Genomic DNA, 19,885 nt, shown 5'->3' with positions numbered 1-19,885 from the left:
GCCTCCGTCCGGCCGTTGACTTGTGACTCCGGCCATATTAGCGTCCCGAACAACGTTCTTATGGATGAACATAATCACTATAACAGACTCCGTTCATGGATGTGAACATCTCTTCCGGGAGATCGGACCTGTGGACGCGGAAAGGAGCCTGCGGTGCACGCACTCGACTGGACGATGGTCTGCGCGTACTTCGCGCTGATGATCGTGATCGGCTGGTGGTCGCACAAACGGGTCAGCGACGTGAAGGACTTCTTCACGGCCGGCGGCAAGATGCCGTGGTGGCTGGCCGGCATCTCGCACCACATGTCCGGCTACAGCGCCGTGCTCTTCGTCGCGTACGCGGGTGTCGCGTACACGTCGGGTATCACCGTGTACTTCTGGGGTTTCGCCAGCATCGGCATCGGCGTGGGCATCGGCAGCTGGCTGTTCGCCGCCCGCTGGAACCGGCTGCGCTCGAAGCTCGGCGTCGCTTCCCCGCTGGAGTACCTGGCCAAGCGGTACAACGTGCCGACGCAGCAGGCCCTCGCGTGGAGCGGCAGCCTGCTCAAGATCTTCGACATCGCGGCCAAGTGGTTCGCCGTCGCGACGCTGCTGCACGTGTTCGCCGGGCTCGACTACAACCTCGGCATCCTGATCACCGGCGCGGTCACCCTCGTCTACTGCACCATCGGCGGGCTGTGGGCCGACGCGCTCACCGACTTCGGCCAGTTCGTCATCCAGGCCATCGCGGCGATCGTGATGATCGTCGTCGTGCTGGGCAAGCTGGGTGGCATCTCCGCGCTCTGGACGATGTGGGACAAGCTGCCCGCGAGCCACGTCGACCCGGTCACGTCCAAGTACACCACCATCTTCCTGCTGGTCTACGTGCTCGTGAAGACGCTGGAGTACAACGGAGGCATGTGGAACCTGGCGCAGCGTTACATGGCGGCGCCGAGCACTTCCGAAGCCCGGCGCGGTGCGCGGCTTTCGTCGGCGCTGTACCTTTTGTGGCCGCTGGTGCTGATGTTCCCGATGTTCGCCGCGCCGCTGCTCATCCCGGGTGTCAAGGACCCGACGCAGTCCTACGCGATCATGACCACGACGTTCCTGCCGCCGGGCCTGATCGGCCTGGTGCTGGCCGGGATCTTCTCGCACACCATGGCGATGGTCTCCTCCGACGCGAACGCGATCTCCGCGGTGATCACCCGCGACATGATCCCGGCGATGTTCCGCCGCACCCGCGAGTGGACCGACGTCCAGGGCCTCAAGGCCGCGCGGATCACGACCGTGATCTTCGTCGCGCTGACCATGCTCGTGGCCACCCAGGCGCAGAACCTCGGTGGTGTGCTGCAGATCGTCGTCAACTGGGTGGCCGCGCTGATGGGCCCGATCTCCATCCCGCTGCTGCTGGGCATGCTGCCGTGGTTCCGCAAGTGCGGCCCGCGCGCGGCGCTCGTGTCCTGGGCGGGCGGCCTGATCGACTACGCCCTCTGCTACTACGTCTTCAACGCGAACCAGACGGTGCTCATCGCGACGCCGATCCTGGTCTCGCTCGCCCTCTACGTCGGCCTCGGGCTGATCGCGCCCGAGCGCAGCGCGGTCACCGATGAGATCGTCGACACCGTGAACACCGACGACGACGTCGACCGCACGAAGGAAGGCACGACCGTGCCCGCCTGACCGGCGCCGGTCCACCCCCGGCCGCACCCGACAACACGGAGAGCAGAAAACAGATGGCACAGACCGAGATCGCGCTGGACGGCCTGCTGGCGTTCCCCCTCACCCCGTTCACCGAGGACCTCGAGGTCAACCTCGACGCCCTCGCGGAGAACGTGGAAAGCCACATCGCGGCGGGCGCCGGCGCGATGTTCGTCGCGTGTGGCACGGGCGAATTCAGCTCGCTGGCGCCGGCCGAGCACGCCGCGGTGCTCGCGAAGACCCGTGAGGTCGCCGCGGGCCGGGTCCCGGTCTGGGTGGGTGCGGGCGGGGGTGCCGCCTCGGCGCGGGCGGGTATCGCCCTCGCCGAGGCCGGGGGCGCCGACGGCGTCCTGCTGCTGCCGCCGTACCTGGTGACCGGGCCGTCCTCGGGCCTGGTCGACTTCGTCCGCTACGCGGTCGGCGACTCGTCGGTGCCGGTGATCGTCTACCACCGCGGCACCGGCGTGTACACCGCGCCGACGGCCGCGTCGCTGCTCGAGATTCCCTCGGTCGTGGGACTCAAGGACGGCTACGGCGACGTCGAGGTGATGACCCGGATCGTCACCGCCATCCGGGCGCTGGACACCGACCGGGCGCGGAACTTCCTGTTCTTCAACGGGTTGCCGACCGCCGAGGTCTCGGCCAAGGCGTACGCCTCGATCGGCGTCGCCCGGTACTCCTCGGCCGTGCACTGCTTCGCGCCGGAGATCGCGCACCGGTTCCACCGCGCGCTCGGCGAGGGCGAAAGCCGCGTGATGGACGCGCTGCTGACCGGCTTCTACCTGCCGCTGGTGGCGCTGCGGGACGAGACGCCGGGCTTCGCGGTCTCGCTGGTGAAGGCGGCCGCCCGGCTGCGCGGTGACAAGGTCGGCCCGGTCCGGCCGCCGCTGGTCGAGCCGACGCCCGAGCAGATCCACCGGCTCGAGAAGATCGTGGAGGACGGCTTCGTCACGCTGAAGGCGCTGGGCTGATGAAGATCCTCGATGTGGTGCTGACGCCGGTCGCGTTCGCCGACCCGCCGCTGCTCAACGTCATGGGCGTGCACGAGCCCTTCGCGCTGCGCAGCGTCGTCCAGGTGAAGTGCGAAGACGGGATCGTCGGGCTCGGTGAGTCCTATGGGGACACCGCGTTCCTCGGCGAGGTGCGCAAGGTGCTGCCACAGCTGCGCGGGCACGACGTCTTCGACCTGCCGGGCCTGCAGCGGCTGGTCGCGCGGGCGCTGTCGGACACGGTGCTGACCGACGCGCACGGGCTGATCGGCGGGTTCTCCATCCGCAAGACCGTCGCCAGCGTGTATTCGCTGTTCGAGGTCGCCTGCCTGGACGCGCAGGGGCAGTTCCTCGGCCGGCCGATCACCGACCTGCTGGGAGGGAAGGCACGCGACGCCGTCGAGTTCTCGGCCTACCTGTTTTACAAGTACGGCCAGCACGTCGACGGCCGCGAAGACTCGTGGGGTGAGATCACCACGCCGGAAACCCTGGTGGGCTCGGCGAAGCGGATGATCGACGAGTACGGCTTCCGCTCGATCAAGCTCAAGGGTGGTGTGTACGAGCCCGCGCAGGAGGTCGACGGGATCCGCGCGCTGGCCGAGGCGTTCCCCGGGCACCCGCTGCGGATCGACCCGAACGGCGCGTGGACTCCTGAGACCGGCATCCGGGTCGCCTCCGAACTGGACGGTGTCCTCGAGTACCTCGAAGACCCGACGCCGGGCATCGACGGCATGGCCCAGGTGGCCGCCGAGGCGTCGATGCCCCTGGCCACCAATATGTGCGTGGTGAACTTCGGCGACATCGACCCGGGGTTCCGGGCCCGCGCGATCGGCGTGCTGCTGTCGGACCACCACTTCTGGGGCGGCCTGCGCGCGACGCAGTCGCTGTCGACGACGTGCGAGAGCTTCGGCGTCGGCCTGTCGATGCACTCCAACAGCCACCTCGGGATCAGCCTGGCCGCGATGGTGCAGGTCGCCGCGGCGACCCCGCACCTGACCTACGCCTGCGACACGCACTGGCCGTGGAAGGTCGAGGACGTCATCGAGCCGGGCGTGCTCTCCTTCCGTGACGGGGCCGTCGAGGTGCCCACGACGCCGGGTCTCGGCGTGCAGCTGGACGAGGACGCGCTGGCCCGGCTGCACGAGAACTACGTCCGATGTGGACTGACCAAACGGGACGACGTGACCTACATGCGCAAGTACGTGGCCGGGTTCGAGCCGAACACGGCGAGGTGGTGACCCGGTGAAGGTGACCGGATACGCCTACCCCTGGGACGTCCTGGAGCCCGGGTTCGCCGCCCGCGCCCGCGACCTCGGCGTCGACGAGGTGGCCGTCGCGCTGTCGTACCACAGCGCGCGTGCGGCGACGCCGTGGTCGGCTTCGCACACGGCCGTGGTCGCTCGGCACGCGGCCTTCTACCGGCCGGTGCGCGAGGAAGCCTGGGGTGGCAAACGTTTGCGGCCGTCCACTCCGGACTGGGTAGCTGCCCAGGACAGCGGTTCCGACGCCGTCGCACTGCTCAACGAGGCCGGGATCCCGGCGGCCGCGTGGATCGTGCTGACCCACAACTCGCAGCTCGGCTACGAGCACCCGGACGTCGTCGTACGGAACTGCTTCGGCGAGAGCTACCCGTGGGCGCTGTGCCCGTCGCAGCCCGCGGTGCGCGAGTACGCGGCCACGCTGACCGCCGAGGCCGTCGCCGGGCTGGAGCTGTCGTCGGTGATCCTCGAAGCCTGCGGCCCGCTCGGCGCGGTGCACCAGCACCAGCACGAGAAGACCGACGGCGTCTGGGCGCCCGCGGTGGCCCGGCTGCTGTCGATCTGCTGCTGCGACGCCTGCGCCTCCTCGTGGGACCTCGACGCGGACGCCGTCCGCGCCCAGCTCGTCGAGGAGGTCCGGCGGCTGGTCGCGACCGGCGACCTGGGCGTCACGGCCGACGATCTGCCGCCGTCGCTGAGCCAGGCATTGCTGCGGACCCGGCAGCAAGCCACCGACGCGCTGCGGGCCGCGGTGCTGGCGTCGTTGCCCGCGGGTGTCCGGATCGTGCTGCACGGCGCGCTCGACCCGTGGGTCACCGGCGCGCTGCCCGGGCTGACGCCGTCCGCTGCGGATGACGCCGACGCGGTCGTATTGTTCGGGTGGGCGCCGGCCACGGGGGCGGACGCCGTCGCCGCGGCCCGGGAGGCCCTGCCCGAGCGGGTCGCGATCGGCAGCTACATCACCGCGGTCGCCGCCACGCCGGTGCCGGACATCGCCGCCTACGTCGGCGAGCTGGCCAAGGCGGGTGCGGCCGAGCTGCACCTGTACCACCTCGGACTGGCCGGACCGGGTCGCTGGGGCGACCTCGGCACGGCCACCGCCGCCGCCCACGAAAACTGAGGAGCTGTTCCACCCATGAGCCAGGCCACCGACGCCGCCACGCTCGAGAAGATCCTGGCGGGAGCCGCCGAAGCGGCCCGCCCCGCCGCCGAAGCCACCCCGGCCGCACGGGCCGGCTGGCTGTCCGCCGTCGCCGACGCGCTCGACGCCGCGGCCGACGAGCTCGTCCAGCTGGCGCACGCCGAGACGCACCTGCCCGCGGCACCGCGGCTGTCGGGCGAGCTGAAGCGCACGACGTTCCAGCTGCGCCTGTTCGGCCAGGTGCTCACCGACGGCGAGTACCTCGGCGCGACCGTCGACCACGCCGACGCCGACTGGCCGATGGGCCCGCGGCCGGACATCCGCCGCGTCAAGATCGCGATCGGCCCGGTGCTGGTGTTCGCGGCCAGCAACTTCCCGTTCGCGTTCAGCGTCGCGGGCGGCGACACCGCGTCCGCGCTGGCCGCGGGCTGCCCGGTGGTCCTCAAGGCCCACCCCGGGCACCCGGAGCTGTCGGCGCGGACCGGCTCGATCGTGCGCGAGGCGCTGATCAAGGCGGGCGCGCCCGCCGCCCTGTTCAACGTCATCTTCGGCCAGGAGGAGGGCGTCACCGCGCTGAAGGACCCGCGGATCGCGGCGGCGTCGTTCACCGGGTCGATCCCCGGCGGGCGGGCGCTGTTCGACATCGCGAACGCGCGGCCGCGGCCGATCCCGTTCTACGGCGAGCTGGGCAGCGTCAACCCGGTCGTCGTGACCGAGGCCGCGATCGCGGCGCGCGGGGAGGCCGTCGCCAAGGGGTACGCCGGGTCGTTCACCCTCGGCGCCGGCCAGTTCTGCACCAAGCCGGGCCTGCTGTTCCTGCCCGAGGACCACAACCTGACGGCGACGTTGCGGGACGCGCTTTCCGGGGCGGCCGCGCAGCCGATGCTCAACGACCGGATCGCTTCGGGGTACGCCTCGAAGCTGTCCGCGCTGCGCGAGGTCCCGGGTGTCGAGGTCGTGTCTTCGTCGGATTCTTCCGCGCCGGCGTTCACGCCGACGCTGCTGGCCACCACCGGCAAGCAGTTCCTCGAAGGCGGTGACGCGGTGCACGAGGAGTGCTTCGGGCCGGCGTCGCTGATCGTCACCTACGCCGACCAGGCCGAGCTGCTGCGCCTGCTCGACGTGATCGAACCGGGGCTCACCGCCACGATCCACGGCGAGGAGTCCGACGCGGACTGGCTGCGGCCGGTGCTGCCGTCGCTGACCCGCATCGCCGGCCGGCTGCTGTGGAACGACTGGCCCACCGGAGTGACGGTGAGCTGGGCCCAGGAACACGGCGGCCCGTACCCGGCGACGACCGCCCCGACGACGACGTCCGTCGGCACCGCGGCGATCGAGCGGTTCCTGCGCCCGATCGCCTGGCAGGGCTTCCCGGACGCCCTGCTGCCCGAACCCCTGCAGGAGGCCAACCCCTGGCAGCTGCCCCGCCGCACCGACGGCACCCGCTGACCGGTTCGCTCCCGCGGGCCCGCTGATCCGGCGGCCCGCGGGGGCGCCCCCCAGTTTCGACTTTACCGCCTGGCACCGACAGTTTCCGGTGCCGAGCACCGAATACGCCGCCGCACAACTGAATCCCCGTTCCCCAAGCCAAGGATGTCTTGAATCCTGGGAGGCATTGTCATGCCCGTGAACCGGAGAAACGCCCTGCGCGGCGGCGCCCTGGCGGCCGCGTCCACCGTGTTCCTCACTCGTCCCGTGTTCGCCGCCTCGGCGAGCACCTCGCTCGCGCCGGTGAGCGCCGCCGGTGGGGTGCCCGCCGCGACCGCGTCGATCGTCACTGCTTACCGGCAGCTGCAGTCCGGGATCAACCGGCCGTCGCCGGAACGCACCGAAGCGCTCGCCAACCTCGGCCGTGTCGCCAAGGCCTACAACGCGAGCATGTCCGTCGCCGGCGGTGGGGCTCCACTGTGGACGGATCTGCCGCTCGGTCCCGGCAGCGACTACACGACCTCGATGTACGCGCGGCTGCGCGCGATCGCCGTCGACTGGGGCACGCCGGGCGGTGCGCTGGCCGGTGACCCGGCCGTCCTCGACCGGATCAAGGCCGCGCTGGAGCTGATCTACGCCAGCCAGTACAACGAAAACGTCGGCGAGATCGGCAACTGGTACACCTACGAGATCGGCGTCCCGTACTACCTGCTGCACACGCTGTCGGTCGTCGCCGACCAGCTCACCGCCGAGCAGCTGGCCCGCTACCTCGCGCCGGTCAAGCGCTTCGTCGGCAACCCGAACCTGCGCGCCAACAACGCGTCGGTGATCGAGACCGGCGCCAACCGCGCGGACAAGGCGCTCATCTCGATCGTGTCCGGCGCGATGCTCGGCGACACCGCCTGGATCAAGACCGGCATCGACGCGCTCACCGACGTCGCGGGTGGTGGCGCGGCGAGCGTCGTCGCGAAGCTGGACCGCGCGGCCGGTGACGGCTTCCACGTCGACGGCTCGTTCATCCAGCACGACACCATCCCGTACCCGGGCCACTACGGCATCGTGCTGCTCACCGCGCTCGCCGGCGCCATCCACGTCACGGCGGGCACCGAGTACGCGCTCCCGCAGCCGCTTAAAGACAAGATCTACGCGCTGGTCGCCGACAGCTTCGCGCCGTTCGTCTACGCGGGCGCGCTGATGGAGCCGGTGCGCGGGCGGATGCTGTCGCGGCAGGGGGAGACCGGGCACGACATCGGCCACCAGCTCACCGTCGCGACGCTGGTGCTGGCGCGCACCGCGACCGGCAAGACCAAGACCGACCTCAACGCGCTCGCCGCGAAGTGGATCAAGGAAGGCACCTTCGCGCCGTTCCTGAAGATCCCGGACCCCGAGCGGTTCGCACCCGGCCCGGACCTGGTGGCCACGCCGGGCATCGAGTTCGCCCAGGACATGCTGGCCTCGGGCGCGCGGCCGGCGCGGATCACCGCCACGCACCGGACCTTCGGGCAGCAGGACCGGCTCGTCCACGTCACCGACGGCTGGTCGGCGTCGCTGGGTGTCAGCTCGACGCGCATCTCGCGCTACGAGTCGATCAACGGCCAGAACCTGAAGGGCTACTACGTCGGCGACGGCGTGCTCTACACGTTCCTGCCGAACGCCAAGGGCCACTACACCGACGCTTACTGGCCGACGGTCGACCCGCTGCTGCTGCCGGGCACGACCGAGAACGACGGCCCGGTCGATCCGAAGTTCGGCGGTGTGCCGGTGGGCCCGAACCCGCACACCGGCGGCGTCCGCTGGGACACCCGCCACGGCGCCTTCGGGATCGACTTCACCTCCTGGGACGGTTCGCTGGTCGCCAAGAAGTCGTGGTTCTTCACGCCGTCGGGGATCGTCTGCCTCGGCGCCGGGATCACCAGCACGTCGGCGGCCGCGGTCCGCACCACGATCGAGAACCGCAACCTCGGCGAGGGCGGGCGCGGCACGCTGCTGGTCGACGGCCGTCGCGTCCCGACCGAGCTCGGGAAGGCGTCGGCGCTGCGGCGGCCGCACTGGGCGCACCTGGAGAACGTCGGCGGTTACGTGCTCCTGGACGACGCCCCGGTGACCGCGTTGCGCGAAGACCGGACGGGCGCGTGGCGCGACATCGACACCGGCGCCAACACCAAGGGCACGACGACGCCGAACACCCGCCGGTACCAGAAGCTGGTGCTGGAGCACGGCGTGAAGCCGTCGAACGCGAGCTACGCCTACGCGGTGCTGCCCGGCGCGTCCGTGGTCGGGACGCTCACGGCGTCCTGGGCCTGGCAGGTCGTGGCGAACACCCCGGTGGTGCAGGCGGTCCGCGTCGGCGACACGCTGCTGGCCAACTTCTTCGCGGCGGGCTCGGTCGACGGCGTCCGCGTGTCGGGTCCCGCGTCGGTGGCGCTCGGCCGGCGGCAGCTCGCGGTGTCGGACCCGACCCAGGCGCAGGACAGCGTGACGGTGACGGTGCGCGGCAAGTCCGTGGTGGTGCCCCTCAAGGGCTCCTTCGGCGCGACGAAGGTCGTTCCGCTGTAGTGGTTCTTCCCCGCCGGACCGGTGCCCCGACCCGGTCCGGCGGGGTCCCCACCTCGGTAGGCTGGCGGCCATGACCGAACACGTCGACGTCCTGATCGTGGGCGCCGGGCTGTCCGGCGTCGGCGCGGCCTGCCGCCTTCAGGAGCGGCTGCCGGGCAAGACGTACGCCGTGCTCGAAGCCCGCGACACCATCGGCGGCACCTGGGACCTGTTCCGCTACCCGGGCATCCGGTCCGATTCGGACATGTTCACCCTCGGCTACCCGTTCCGGCCGTGGAAGGACCCGAAGGCGATCGCCGACGGGCCGTCGATCCTGACCTACATCCGCGAGACGGCCGAGGCGTTCGGGATCACCGACCGGATCCGCTTCGGCCACCGGGTGGTGACGGCGTCGTGGTCGTCACCGGACGCGCTGTGGACGGTGACGACCGCGCACGGGGCGACGTTCACCTGCCGGTTCCTGTACCTGTGCAGTGGTTACTACTCGTACGAGGGCGGGCACGTCGTCGACTTCCCGGGCCGCGCCGACTTCGCGGGTGAGATCGTGCACCCGCAGCACTGGCCGGCTTCGCTGGACTACGCGGGCAAGCGGGTGGTGGTGATCGGCAGCGGCGCGACGGCGGTGACGCTGGTCCCGGCCATGGCGGCGACGGCGTCACGGGTGACGATGCTGCAGCGCTCGCCGTCCTACATCGTGGCGCGCCCGGGCCGCGACGCGCTCGCCGACCGGATCCGCGCGCTGCTGCCGGAGCACCTCGCGCACCGGGTGGTGCGCGGCAAGAACGTCGTCATGGGCACGTTCTTCTTCCAGCTACTGCGGCGGCTGCCGGACCGCGCGTCGCTGGCGCTGCGCAAGCGGGTGGCGGCGCAGCTGCCGGCGTCGATCCCGGTGGACCCGCACTTCGTGCCGGACTACGCGCCGTGGGACCAGCGGCTGTGCCTGGTGCCGGACGCGGACCTGTTCCGGGCGCTGCGGTCGGGCAAGGCGGACATCGTGACCGACCGGATCACGCGGTTCACGGCTGCCGGCGTGCTCTTGGAGTCGGGCGGCACACTGGAGGCGGACGTCATCGTGACGGCGACGGGCCTGCGTCTGGTGGCGTTCGGCGGGATCGCGCTGACGGTCGACGGCCGCTCGATCGAGCCGGGGGAGCAGCGGGCGTACAAGGGCATGATGTTCGGTGGCGTCCCGAACCTGGCGTGGTGCGTCGGGTACACGAACAACTCGTGGACGCTGCGCGCGGACCTGACGTCCCAGTACGTCTGCCGCCTGCTGGAGCACATGGATCGCCGCGGGTTCGCCTCGTGCACCCCGGACCCGGCCTCGGCGGCGTCGGCGGGCACTCCCCGCCCGATCGTGGACCTCGCTTCGGGGTACATCAAGAGGGCCGCCCCCGACCTGCCGAAGCAAGCCGGGCGGCGGCCCTGGATGATGCGCCAGAACTACCTGCTGGACCTCGCGGACATGCGCTTCAACCGCCTCGAAGACGGCGTGATGCGCTTCGCCGGTCGTTAGCCCTGGCGGGCCTTGCAGCGCGGGTTGTCCTTGTTGATGACCAGCACCTTCGCGCCGCGCCGGATGACCTGGGCGCCCGGCTGGCGGGCGAGCGAGCGGATCGAGCTGCGGACCTTCATGGTGAGCCGTCCTTCCCGTGGGAACCCGTCCCACACCCCGGTCAACCACGACGGGGTCGGTTTGATTCCGCAACTCAGCTGGTCTCCCGGGCCACCCACCCCTGCAGGTCGTCGCCGCGGACGGCTGCTGCCATCAGCTCCGGGAACTGGTCCGGCGTACATGCGAAGGCCGGGATTCCCAGCTCCGCCAGTGCCGCCGCGGTCTCGTGGTCGTACGACGGTGCGCCCGAGTCCGACAGGGCCAGCAGCGTCACCACCTGGACCCCCGCGCCGACCAGCTCGCCGATGCGGTGCAGCAGCTCCTCCTCATTGCCGCCTTCGTACAGGTCGCTGATCAGCACCAGCAGTGTGCGCTCCGGGCGCTCGACCAGGCCCTGGCAGTACGCGATCGCGCGGTTGATGTCCGTGCCGCCGCCCAGCTGGGTGCCGAACAGGACGTCGACCGGGTCGGCCAGGTGCTCCGTGAGGTCCGCGACCTCCGTGTCGAACGCGACGAACGACGTCTTCAGCGCCCGCATCGACGCCAGCACCGCGCCGAACAGCCCCGAGTACACCACCGACTCCGCCATCGACCCCGATTGGTCGACCGCGAGGATCACGTCCCGCTCCACGGCCTGCCGGCGCCGGCCGAAGCCGACCAGCTGCTCCGGGACGATCGTGCGCAGCTCCGGCGAATAGTGCTTGAGGTTGCGGTGGATCGTGCGTGCCCAGTCGACGTCGCCCGGGCGCGGCCGGTGCGTGCGCGACGCCTTGTCCAGCGCACCCCGGATCGCCGCGCGGGTGCGCTCGGCGAGGCGCTGCTCCAGCTCCTCGACTACCTTGCGGACGACCTCGCGCGCGGTCTCCTTGGTCTCCTCGGGCAGCACGCCGTTCAGCGAGAGCAGGGTGCCGACCAGGTGCACGTCCGGCTCGACCGCCGACAGCAGCTCCTTCTCCAGCAGCATCCGGGTCAGGCCCAGCCGGTCGACCGCGTCGCGCTGCATCACCTGCACGACGGTGCTGGGGAAGTAGCGCCGGATGTCGCCGAGCCAGCGTGCGACCCGCGGCGCCGACGCGCCCAGGTTCGCGCTGCGCGGCCCACCCGTCGTTTCTTCGTCCGGCTTGTCGTAGAGGGCCGCCAGCACGGCGTCGACGCCACTGTCCTCTTCGGACAGCTGGGCGTCTGCCAGCCCGGAGCCCGGGCCCGCGCCGTCGCCGCCCAGCACCAGCCGCCAGCGGCGCACCTGATCGGTGGCGGTGTTCGATGCCGCCTCCGCGGGAAGAAGTGCGTCGTCGGTGCTCATACGCCCACCCCCAGCAGCGTCGCCAGAACGGGCAAGACGTGCTCCGCCCGCTCCTCGTCCAGTTCGTCGGCCACCGTGACGACCGCCGCCGTGCCGGTGAGCCCGGCCGCACGCTGTCCGATCGCCCGTTTCTCGGGCCCGCTGAACGCGCCGAAAGTGCGGCGCAGCAACGGAAGCACCTCGGTGAAGACGTCGTCCGGGATCGACGCGAGCCACGCGTCGATCACCCGTAGCAGGCCCTCGTCGTGCACCAGCAGCAGCGCGCCGCCGTCGAAGAACCCTTCGACGTACGCCGCGCCCGCCGACGGCACCACACCCGGTGTGAGCGCCCGGCCCAGCCGCAGCTCGATGTCGAGCGCGTCGAGCCGCCCGGCGTCGTGCAGGATCCGCGTGAGGCGGCCGGCGAGCAGCGGCGGCAGCGACGGCCGTTCGGCCAGCCGGGCCAGCGCCGCGAGCCAGCGCTCCTTCGCGTCTTCGCCCAGCAGGGACGTCGCGTCGTGGACGCCGTCGACCAGCTTGGCCATCCGGGCCGCGGCGTCGTCGTCGATCCCGTGCGTGGCCGGCGGGAGCCCGGCGCAGATCCGGTCGAGCATGCGGTCGGCGACCGCCCGCAGCGCGCCGGTGTCGGTGCCGCGCACGTTGCCGTACCGGGTCGCGCGGGCCAGCGCGGGCAGCGCCGACATCAGCCGCGCGACGTCCGCGTCCGCCGCCGCCCGCGCGTCGAGCGCCGCGAGGGCCTCGGGCAGCGCCTCCGGCAGGTCGGCGAGCAGGCAGTTCTCGACAGCGGTGGTGACTTCGTCCAGCGGCGGCGAGCCCTCGACCGTGCCGCGGACCGCCGCGCTCGCCGCCGACGGCACGGTGGTGCCGTGCACCGCCGCCGCGACCAGATCGACCTCGAACGACGGCTCCCAGGCCAGCGCCCAGGTTTCCCGGAACGTGCCCTTGTTGCGCCGCGCCGACGCCTCCCGGCTGCCCCACTCGATGCCGAGGATCCGCAGCCGGTGCAGCAGCTTCGAGCGGTCGAGCCCGCCGGGGGTGCGCAGGTCGAGGTCGAGCTCCTTGACCATCGGGTCCTTCTTGAGCCGCAACCGTTTCGCCGTCGCGGTCAGGTCCGCGGCCAGGGGCGGCTGCGGCACCCGCTCGGGCACCTCGCCGAGCCGTTCGCCGACGACGAGCCGCCGCGTGACCAGCTCGACCTGCACCTCGTCGCCGCCGCACAGCACCGAGCGGGTGGCTTCGGTGACTTCGGCGAGCCCGGCCGACGACCGCCCGCGCAGCGTGCCGAGCGTTTCCGCGAGCCGGACCGCCTCGATGACGTGCGCGGTCGAGACCGGCAGGTCCTCCTCCCGCAGCACCGCCGCGACCCCGGCCAGCCAGCGCGTGGTGACGTCCTCGGCCGTGGTGAACAGGTGGTGGTACCAGCCCGGCGACCGCACGCCCGCGCCGTACCCGCTGGCCGTGGCCAGGCGGCCGTGCGTCCACGGCACCCAGGTGCACGCGACCTTGCGCTTCGGCAGTCCTTTGAGGACGGACGCGTCGTGCGACGCCGGTGGCAGCGGGTCGGCCAGCGCGGGCACGTGCCACGCCCCGCAGACGACGGCGATGTTCTCGAAGCCGTCTTTGCGGGCGCGGCGCAGCACCGTGCGCATGTACGCCTCGCGCCGGGCTTCGTTGCCCTTGGGCGGCTCCTCGTCCTCGCGCACCGCGGTCATCGCGTCCGCGATCACGTCGAACGGGTTTTCGTTGTCGCGCCGGGACTCGACGACGTCGTCCCACCAGCGTTCCGGATCGTCGTAGCCGCCGGCCGAGGCCAGCAGCGCCAGCGGGTCGACCGGCGGTCCCGCGTGCTCGTCCGGGCCCGCGGCGAAGGTGTTCGCGGCCGGGAGGTCGCAGAACCGCACCGGGATGCCCGCCTCACGCGCGTACGCGAGCGCCTGCCACTCGGGGCTGAAGACCGCGAACGGCCAGAACGCGGCCCGCGAGACGTCGTCGGTCGCGTACGCCAGCAGCGCGACCGGCGGCTGCATGGCCGGGTCTTCGGTGAGCTCGACCAGCGCGTCGGCCTCGGGTGGGCCTTCGATCAGCACGACGTCGGGCTCGAGCTCGGCGAGCCGCGTCGCCACGGCCCTGGCGGATCCCGGGCCGTGGTGGCGGATGCCGAGCAGGTGGGTGGCCGTCACGAGATCTCCTGGCCCGCCCGGTAGAAGTCGGCCCAGCCGTCGCGCTCGCGCACGACCGTTTCGAGGTACTCGATCCAGATCGCGCGGTCGGCCACCGGGTCCTTGACCACCGCGCCGTGGATGCCGGCCGCGACGTCGTGCGGGCGCAGCACGCCGTCACCGAAGTGCGCCGCGAGGGCGAGGCCGCCGGTGAGGACGCTGATCGCCTCCGCCGTGGACAGCGTGCCGGACGGCGACTTCACCGCCGTGCGGCCGTCTTCGGTGCGGCCGGAGCGCAGCTCGCGGAACACCGTGACCACCCGGCGGATCTCCGCCAGCTCGGCGGCTTCGGCGGGCAGCTGCAGCGACGTGCCCAGCTCGGCGACCCGTCGGCTGACGATCTCGACCTCGGCGTCGGCGCTGTCGGGCAGCGGCAGCACGACCGTGTTGAACCGCCGCCGCAGCGCGCTCGACAGCTCGTTGACGCCCTTGTCGCGGTTGTTGGCCGTGGCGATCAGGTTGAAGCCCGGGCGGGCCTGGACCTCGGTGCCCAGCTCCGGCACCGGCAGCGTCTTCTCGGAGAGGATGGTGATCAGCGAGTCCTGGACGTCGGCCGGGATGCGGGTCAGCTCCTCGAGCCGGGCGATCTTTCCGTCGCGCATCGCGTGCAGCAGCGGGCTTTCGACCAGCGCGGCGGGGCTCGGGCCCTCGGCGATCAGGCGGGCGTAGTTCCAGCCGTAGCGGATCGACTCCTCGGACGTGCCCGCGGTGCCCTGCACCAGCAGCGTCGAGTCGCCGCTGATCGCGGCGGAGAGGTGCTCGGACACCCACGTCTTCGCCGTGCCGGGCACGCCGAGCAGCAGCAGCGCGCGGTCGGTGGCCAGGGTCGCGACCGCGACCTCGATCAGCCGCCGCGGGCCGACGTACTTCGGGGTGATCACGGTGCCGTCGGGCAGGGTGCCGCCGAGCAGGTACTCGACGACGGCCCAGGGGGAGAGGTTCCAGTGGGGCGGCTTCGCCCGGTCGTCGGCGGCGGCCAGCGCGGCGAGCTCGGCGGCGTGGTCCTGTTCGGCGTGCGGCCGGAGGACGGTGGGGGCGGTCATGCGAGCTCCTCGTACATTTCGCGGCGGAAGTTCAGCGTTTCGGTGAGTGCCCGCCGCCACGGACCGGCGTCCATGGTCAGGCGGGTGGTGGCGAGCGGGTGGCGGAGGCACTCGGCCGGGACCGCGCGGGCGATCACGACGGCGGCGTGCGAGACCAGGCGATGGTCGTCCTGGCGGGCGATCCAGTCGAGCAGCGCGGTGCCGAGCTCCTTGGTCCACGGCCGCGGCAGCTCGTGCACCAGCCGCGCGAACGACTCGACGGGCAACCGGCTGACCAGGTGCCCGATGGTGGCGGCCTGGCTCGCCGGGCTCAGCACGCCGAGCAGCGGTGGCGTGGTGCGGCCGCCGGGGTCGGCGCCGATGAGTGCCTGCGCCCAGGTTTCGTCGTGCTGGCGCTGGGCGGCGGTGGCCCAGGAGTCACGCAGGACGCCGGCCGGGCAGCCCTCGACGGTCATCCGGACGACCTCGGCGGGCGGGCCGAACTCGGTCCAGAAGGCCAAGGGAGCGGCCGCGACGAGCGTGCGTAGCCGGACGGTGCCCTCGCCGCGTTCGCCCGGGGGCAGCGACACTTCCAGCACGCGGCCCTTCCGCCGGACCAGCGGTCGCAGCCGCTGCGCCATCTGCTCCCCGTACCTCGTGCCGGGCAATCGCCCGAGCAGCTCGGCGGCTCGTTCCCGGACGGCGGCCGCGCGATCGGTGAGCGCGGCTTCGAGGAAGGCTTCGTCGCCGGGGCGGACGTGCGGGGCCAGGACGCCGAGGAAGTCCGCCCGCACGTCCGCGGGCTCGGTCTTCCAGGAGGACTCCAGGGCTTCGCGGGCGGCGCCGGGATCGTCGGCGAGCTTGCCGGCGAGCCAGCGGCGGCGCTGGGCGAGACTGCCGTACTGCCAGACGTCCCCGGATTCTTCGGGCGGCGCCGAGAGGAAGGCCCAGTCGGGGTTCCGCTGCCCGAGCCAGGCCCCGACGGGCCCGGCGACGGCGACGAGCGGCCCCCGCAGCGCGGCCTTGCTGCGCGCGGCTTCGGCGAGCAGCGGCAGCGTTTCCGGCGGGACGCGGTAGGGCGTGCCGGCGACGATGCCGAGCCATTCGAGCAGCAGATCGGGATGACTGGCGGCGAGCAGCCGGGCCAGCCGTTCCCGCGCGAGGGGCGGGACGAAGGGCCGTTCGTCGTGGCCGGCCACGGGAAGCGGCCGGACGTCGTGGAGCGGCTGCCGCCCGGCCCGCCGGTAGCTGGTGAGCACGGCCGCGGCGGCGAGCAGCTGCTCCGCGGGCTCGGTGCGGTCTTCGACGAGGGCGCGGACCGCGGGGGGTTGGGTGGCCGGGTCGAGCGTGCGGCGGCGGGTGCCGAGGAGTGCGGTGCTGATCAGGTCTTCCCAGGCTTTCACGGCTTCACCGCCTTTCGGGTGGGGTTGGTTGGTGGGGTGGCGGGTGGTCGGGTGGTGGGAGCGGGGTTGCGAGCCGAGGCGGTGGGCCGGGAGGCGCCGGCGCGGGCTGGAGTCGGGTTGGTGGGGCATCGGGTCGCCGGGAGGCTCGCGCGGGCCGAGTCTGCGAGGTGCTGGTTGGTTGGCCGGGTGGGGTTTGCGGGCCGCCGGCTTGCCGACCGGGCCGAGTATGCGTGGTGCTGGTTGGTTGGTGGGGCGGGGTTTGCGGGGTGCTGGGTGGGGTTTGCGAGGTGCTGGTTGGTCGGCCGGGCCAGGCCCGCGTGGTGCCGGCTCGCCGACCGGACCGGGCCCGCGAGGCGCCGGCCGGCCGACCGGGCCGAGCCTGAGCCGCGCTGGTTCAGGGAGCCGTTCACAGCCGCACCGCCCGGTTGTCGTGCCAGCACGTCAACGGGCGCAGCCCGGCCTGGCTCCACTCGGCCGCCACCGTCAGGGGCTCGCCCGCCGACATTGCCAGCAACGACCACGGGAACGCGTAGGGCACCAGCAGCAACGCCGTTCCGTCCTTTTCGGACAGACACCAGCCGCCGGCGTGCTCTGCCGGCGTCACCTCCGAAAGCAGGACCGGCCACCGCTCCAGCCATGGGTCCTCCGCCATCGCGCGGGCATACGCCGCCAGTGCTTCCGAAATCGAGCCGCCCTCGGCCGTCGGGGCCGGGAGGGGGATGCCGCGCTCGGCCACCAACGCCCGCAACGGTGCCGCGCCCGGGTAGAACGCCAGCTCCGCCGTCAGCACGTGACCCGGCGGCAACGACGCGTCCAGCGGACGGCCCGGTGGCGCGAACGACAGCACCAGCGCATCCCGGCCGCTGCCGCGCCCGCGCAACCACGTGCGCCGCGTCAGCAACCTGTCGTTCTCCTCGTCCGCCGCGCCCGTGATCAGCCATTCGTCCGACACGCGCTCGCCCTGCTCCAGGACGCGAGCCGTCTCCACCGAAAACCCGAGCCGCGTGCGGACCGTCTCCGCCAACGGCGGCGGCAGCGACGCCAGCCGGGTGGCCGAGTCCGCCAGCAGGTACAGCAGCGACAGCTCGCCCAGCAACGCCTCCGGCCAGTCGCGCCGGCCGACGATCCCCGCCGCCCGGCGCAGGCCGCCCGCCAGGCCCGACGCCTGCGCGTCGACCATCCGGGCGGCCACCGTGCGCAGCTCTTCGCCGCCGCTGCGGTCGAACCCCGCGAAACCCGCGCCGATCCGGTCGGTCAGCCAGACCTTCAGCTCCGCGACGCCGCCTTCGACGCGCGTCACCCGCTCGGCGGCGCGGCGAGCGGCCGCTTCCTCGTCCTTCGGGCCGGCCGCCTCCGCGCGCTTTTCCGCGCGACGCGCCCGGTCGGCGCGCTCGGCGAGCCACGTGTGCACCCACTCGGGCGGCGAAGCCCGATCGATTTGCCCGGCCGACCACAGCAGCAACAGCCCCAGCGCGTGCTTGCACGGGAACTTCCGGCTGGGGCAGGAGCACCGGAACGCGGGCTCGGCGAGCTCGACGCACGTCTGGTACGGCTTCTTGCCACTGCCCTGGCAGAAACCCCACACGGCGTCTTCGGACGCACCCGCGCCCGACCACTTCGCCGGCGCGGCGAGCGCCCGGCCCGCCTTCGCCGAAGCGGGATCCGGCGCCAGCCCGGCCACGCGTTCCGCGGTCCACGGCATCGCCGTCACCACCTGTCCCCCCACTGTTCTCCCTCGCTTTCCGTACTCGCTGAAGCATGCCAGCCCCCACCGACAATTTCCGGATGCGTTGACGAACGGCGCTATTCTAGTACTAGAATATCGCCGTGCTGACCGACGCGGAGCTGACGGTGCTGGGCCTGGTGGTCGAGCGGCCGAGGCACGGCTACGAACTGGACGAGGTCGTCTCCGAACGCGGCATGCGCGACTGGACCGCGCTCGGCTTCAGCTCGATCTACTACGTGCTCGGCAAGCTGCGCGACCGCGGCCTGGTCGCCGAGGTCGAGCGGGACCGCGCGCACGCCAAGGCGAAAAAGACCTACACCGCCACGGAAGCGGGCCGGAAAGCGTGCGCGGAGGCCGCCGAAGCCGCCATCGCGGAGCTTCGCCCGGCGCACCAGCCGGTGCTCGTCGGCCTGGCCAACAGCCCGGCGATCACGCCCGAACGGCTCGCGGCCGCCCTCGCCCAGCGGGCCGAGGCGGTCGTGGAGCGGCTGGCTGAAGTGCGCCGCGCGGCCGCCGCCCAGGCCGGCGCGCCCCCGTTCGTCCGGGCGATCTTCGACTACTCGATCACGCAGCTCGAAGCCGAAGCCGCGTGGCTGGAAGGGATGACCTGATGCCGTACGACCTCAAGAAGGAGCTCAAGCAGCTCTACGCGCCCAAGAACACCGACTGGGCGCTGCTCGACGTCCCCGAGCAGCAGTTCCTGGCCCTCGACGGCCGCGGCAACCCGAACACCGCCGAGAGCTACCGGGAAGCCGTCGAAGCCTTGTACGCCTTCGCGTACACGATCAAGATGACGGCGAAGCGCGAAAGCCAGGACTTCGTCGTCGGCCCGCTGGAAGGCCTGTGGTGGGCCGAGGACTACGCGGCGTTCACGGTGCGGGCCAAGGACACCTGGCAGTGGACGATGCTCATCGCGCAGCCGTCGTGGATCGGTGAGGACGCTGTCGAGCGAGCGCGGGAAACCTTGCGGCGCAAGAAGAAGCTCGATGCGCCGGTCCGCCTCGAGAAGCTCCACGAGGGCCGTTGCGCGCAGGCGCTGCACATCGGCTCCTACGACGACGAAGGCCCGGCACTGGCCCGCCTGCACGGCGAGTTCCTCGCGGAGCACGGACTCGAGCCGACCGGCCTGCACCACGAGGTCTACCTCGGCGACCCGCGGCGGACCGAGCCCGCGAAGCTGAAGACCGTGCTGCGTCAGCCGGTGGGCTGAGTGGAGCGTGCCTCGGGCGCTCCCGACCCCAAGCGCCCCAATGTGGCCTTCGGTGCGTCAGACGCACCGAAGGCCACATTGGGTGCGTTGAATGGGCACTGCGGCGCGGAGCGCCTCCGTTGCATTGGGTGCGTTGAATGGGCACTGCGGCGCGGAGCGCCTCCGTTGAGGGTGGTGGTGGGGGCATCGGTGGAGCAACCAAGGCCACATTGAGGTTTTCTCAATAGGGCTGGTGGGTGTGCGTGTTGGCTTGAGATGAGGCGTGGGGCCGCTGGTAGGACTGAGTTTGCGAAGACCAAGTCCGAGAGTCCAGAGGCCCCACGTGATTTCTTATAGT

Annotated in this window: 15 protein-coding genes; 9 read left to right on the top strand and 6 right to left on the bottom strand. The window is 72.0% G+C overall.

The annotated features are described in order from the left end of the window. Positions 1-153: 153 nt before the first annotated feature. The 7 genes from M8542_RS44770 to M8542_RS44740 all read left to right on the top strand — a co-directional run bounded on the left by M8542_RS44770 (position 154) and on the right by M8542_RS44740 (position 10,566). Complete coding sequence (locus M8542_RS44770; protein WP_257926507.1) at positions 154-1,659, top strand: sodium:solute symporter family protein; 1,506 nt, start codon at positions 154-156, stop codon at positions 1,657-1,659. Positions 1,660-1,712: 53 nt separating this feature from the next. Beyond that, a complete protein-coding gene (locus tag M8542_RS44765) occupies positions 1,713-2,648 on the top strand; it encodes a 5-dehydro-4-deoxyglucarate dehydratase (RefSeq protein WP_257926506.1) in 936 nt (311 codons plus the stop codon). After that, positions 2,648-3,904, top strand: coding sequence for a glucarate dehydratase family protein (locus tag M8542_RS44760; RefSeq protein ID WP_257926505.1), 1,257 nt, complete (start codon positions 2,648-2,650; stop codon positions 3,902-3,904). The genes M8542_RS44765 and M8542_RS44760 overlap by 1 nt, the downstream gene beginning before the upstream one ends. Positions 3,905-3,908: 4 nt before the next feature. Then, positions 3,909-5,045, top strand: coding sequence for a hypothetical protein (locus M8542_RS44755; RefSeq protein ID WP_257926504.1), 1,137 nt, complete (start codon positions 3,909-3,911; stop codon positions 5,043-5,045). Positions 5,046-5,060: 15 nt separating this feature from the next. Then, positions 5,061-6,515 carry an aldehyde dehydrogenase (NADP(+)) gene (locus M8542_RS44750; RefSeq protein WP_257926503.1) on the top strand — a complete coding sequence of 485 codons (1,455 nt, stop codon included), beginning with the start codon at positions 5,061-5,063 and terminating at the stop codon, positions 6,513-6,515. A gap of 171 nt (positions 6,516-6,686) precedes the next feature. Further along, entirely contained in the window at positions 6,687-9,050 is a 2,364-nt protein-coding gene (locus tag M8542_RS44745; RefSeq protein WP_257926502.1) for a polysaccharide lyase 8 family protein, read from the top strand. Positions 9,051-9,120: 70 nt separating this feature from the next. Then, positions 9,121-10,566: a flavin-containing monooxygenase gene (locus M8542_RS44740; protein WP_257926501.1), complete on the top strand. Its 1,446-nt coding sequence runs from the start codon at positions 9,121-9,123 to the stop codon at positions 10,564-10,566. Here the strand turns inward: M8542_RS44740 and M8542_RS44735 are convergent. The 6 genes from M8542_RS44735 to M8542_RS44710 all read right to left on the bottom strand — a co-directional run bounded on the left by M8542_RS44735 (position 10,563) and on the right by M8542_RS44710 (position 18,314). After that, positions 10,563-10,685 carry a ribosomal protein bL36 gene (locus M8542_RS44735; RefSeq protein ID WP_257926500.1) on the bottom strand — a complete coding sequence of 41 codons (123 nt, stop codon included), beginning with the start codon at positions 10,683-10,685 and terminating at the stop codon, positions 10,563-10,565. The genes M8542_RS44740 and M8542_RS44735 overlap by 4 nt on opposite strands. A gap of 74 nt (positions 10,686-10,759) precedes the next feature. Next, a complete protein-coding gene (locus tag M8542_RS44730) occupies positions 10,760-11,968 on the bottom strand; it encodes a VWA domain-containing protein (RefSeq protein ID WP_257926499.1) in 1,209 nt (402 codons plus the stop codon). Continuing rightward, a complete protein-coding gene (locus M8542_RS44725; RefSeq protein WP_257926498.1) occupies positions 11,965-14,148 on the bottom strand; it encodes a DUF5682 family protein in 2,184 nt (727 codons plus the stop codon). The genes M8542_RS44730 and M8542_RS44725 overlap by 4 nt, the downstream gene beginning before the upstream one ends. Beyond that, positions 14,145-15,230 (bottom strand): ATP-binding protein, encoded by a 1,086-nt coding sequence (locus tag M8542_RS44720; protein ID WP_257926497.1) that lies wholly within the window; start codon positions 15,228-15,230, stop codon positions 14,145-14,147. The genes M8542_RS44725 and M8542_RS44720 overlap by 4 nt, the downstream gene beginning before the upstream one ends. Beyond that, complete coding sequence (locus M8542_RS44715) at positions 15,227-16,612, bottom strand: DUF5691 domain-containing protein (RefSeq protein ID WP_257926496.1); 1,386 nt, start codon at positions 16,610-16,612, stop codon at positions 15,227-15,229. Before M8542_RS44715 ends, M8542_RS44720 begins: the two co-directional genes overlap by 4 nt. A 406-nt stretch (positions 16,613-17,018) precedes the next feature. Continuing rightward, entirely contained in the window at positions 17,019-18,314 is a 1,296-nt protein-coding gene (locus M8542_RS44710; protein WP_257926495.1) for an SWIM zinc finger family protein, read from the bottom strand. A 125-nt stretch (positions 18,315-18,439) separates the two neighbouring features. Between M8542_RS44710 and M8542_RS44705 the strand changes: the two genes are divergently transcribed. Then, on the top strand, positions 18,440-18,949 hold the full coding sequence (locus M8542_RS44705; protein ID WP_257926494.1) for a PadR family transcriptional regulator: 510 nt from the start codon (positions 18,440-18,442) through the stop codon (positions 18,947-18,949). Then, positions 18,949-19,548 carry a GyrI-like domain-containing protein gene (locus M8542_RS44700; RefSeq protein ID WP_257926493.1) on the top strand — a complete coding sequence of 200 codons (600 nt, stop codon included), beginning with the start codon at positions 18,949-18,951 and terminating at the stop codon, positions 19,546-19,548. Before M8542_RS44705 ends, M8542_RS44700 begins: the two co-directional genes overlap by 1 nt. Positions 19,549-19,885 lie beyond the last annotated feature (337 nt).

The organism is Amycolatopsis iheyensis (genome assembly GCF_024703995.1).
Lineage (GTDB): Bacteria > Actinomycetota > Actinomycetes > Mycobacteriales > Pseudonocardiaceae > Amycolatopsis > Amycolatopsis iheyensis.
Note: the sequence above shows the minus strand (reverse complement) of the source record. Positions and strands in the feature narration are given on the sequence as shown.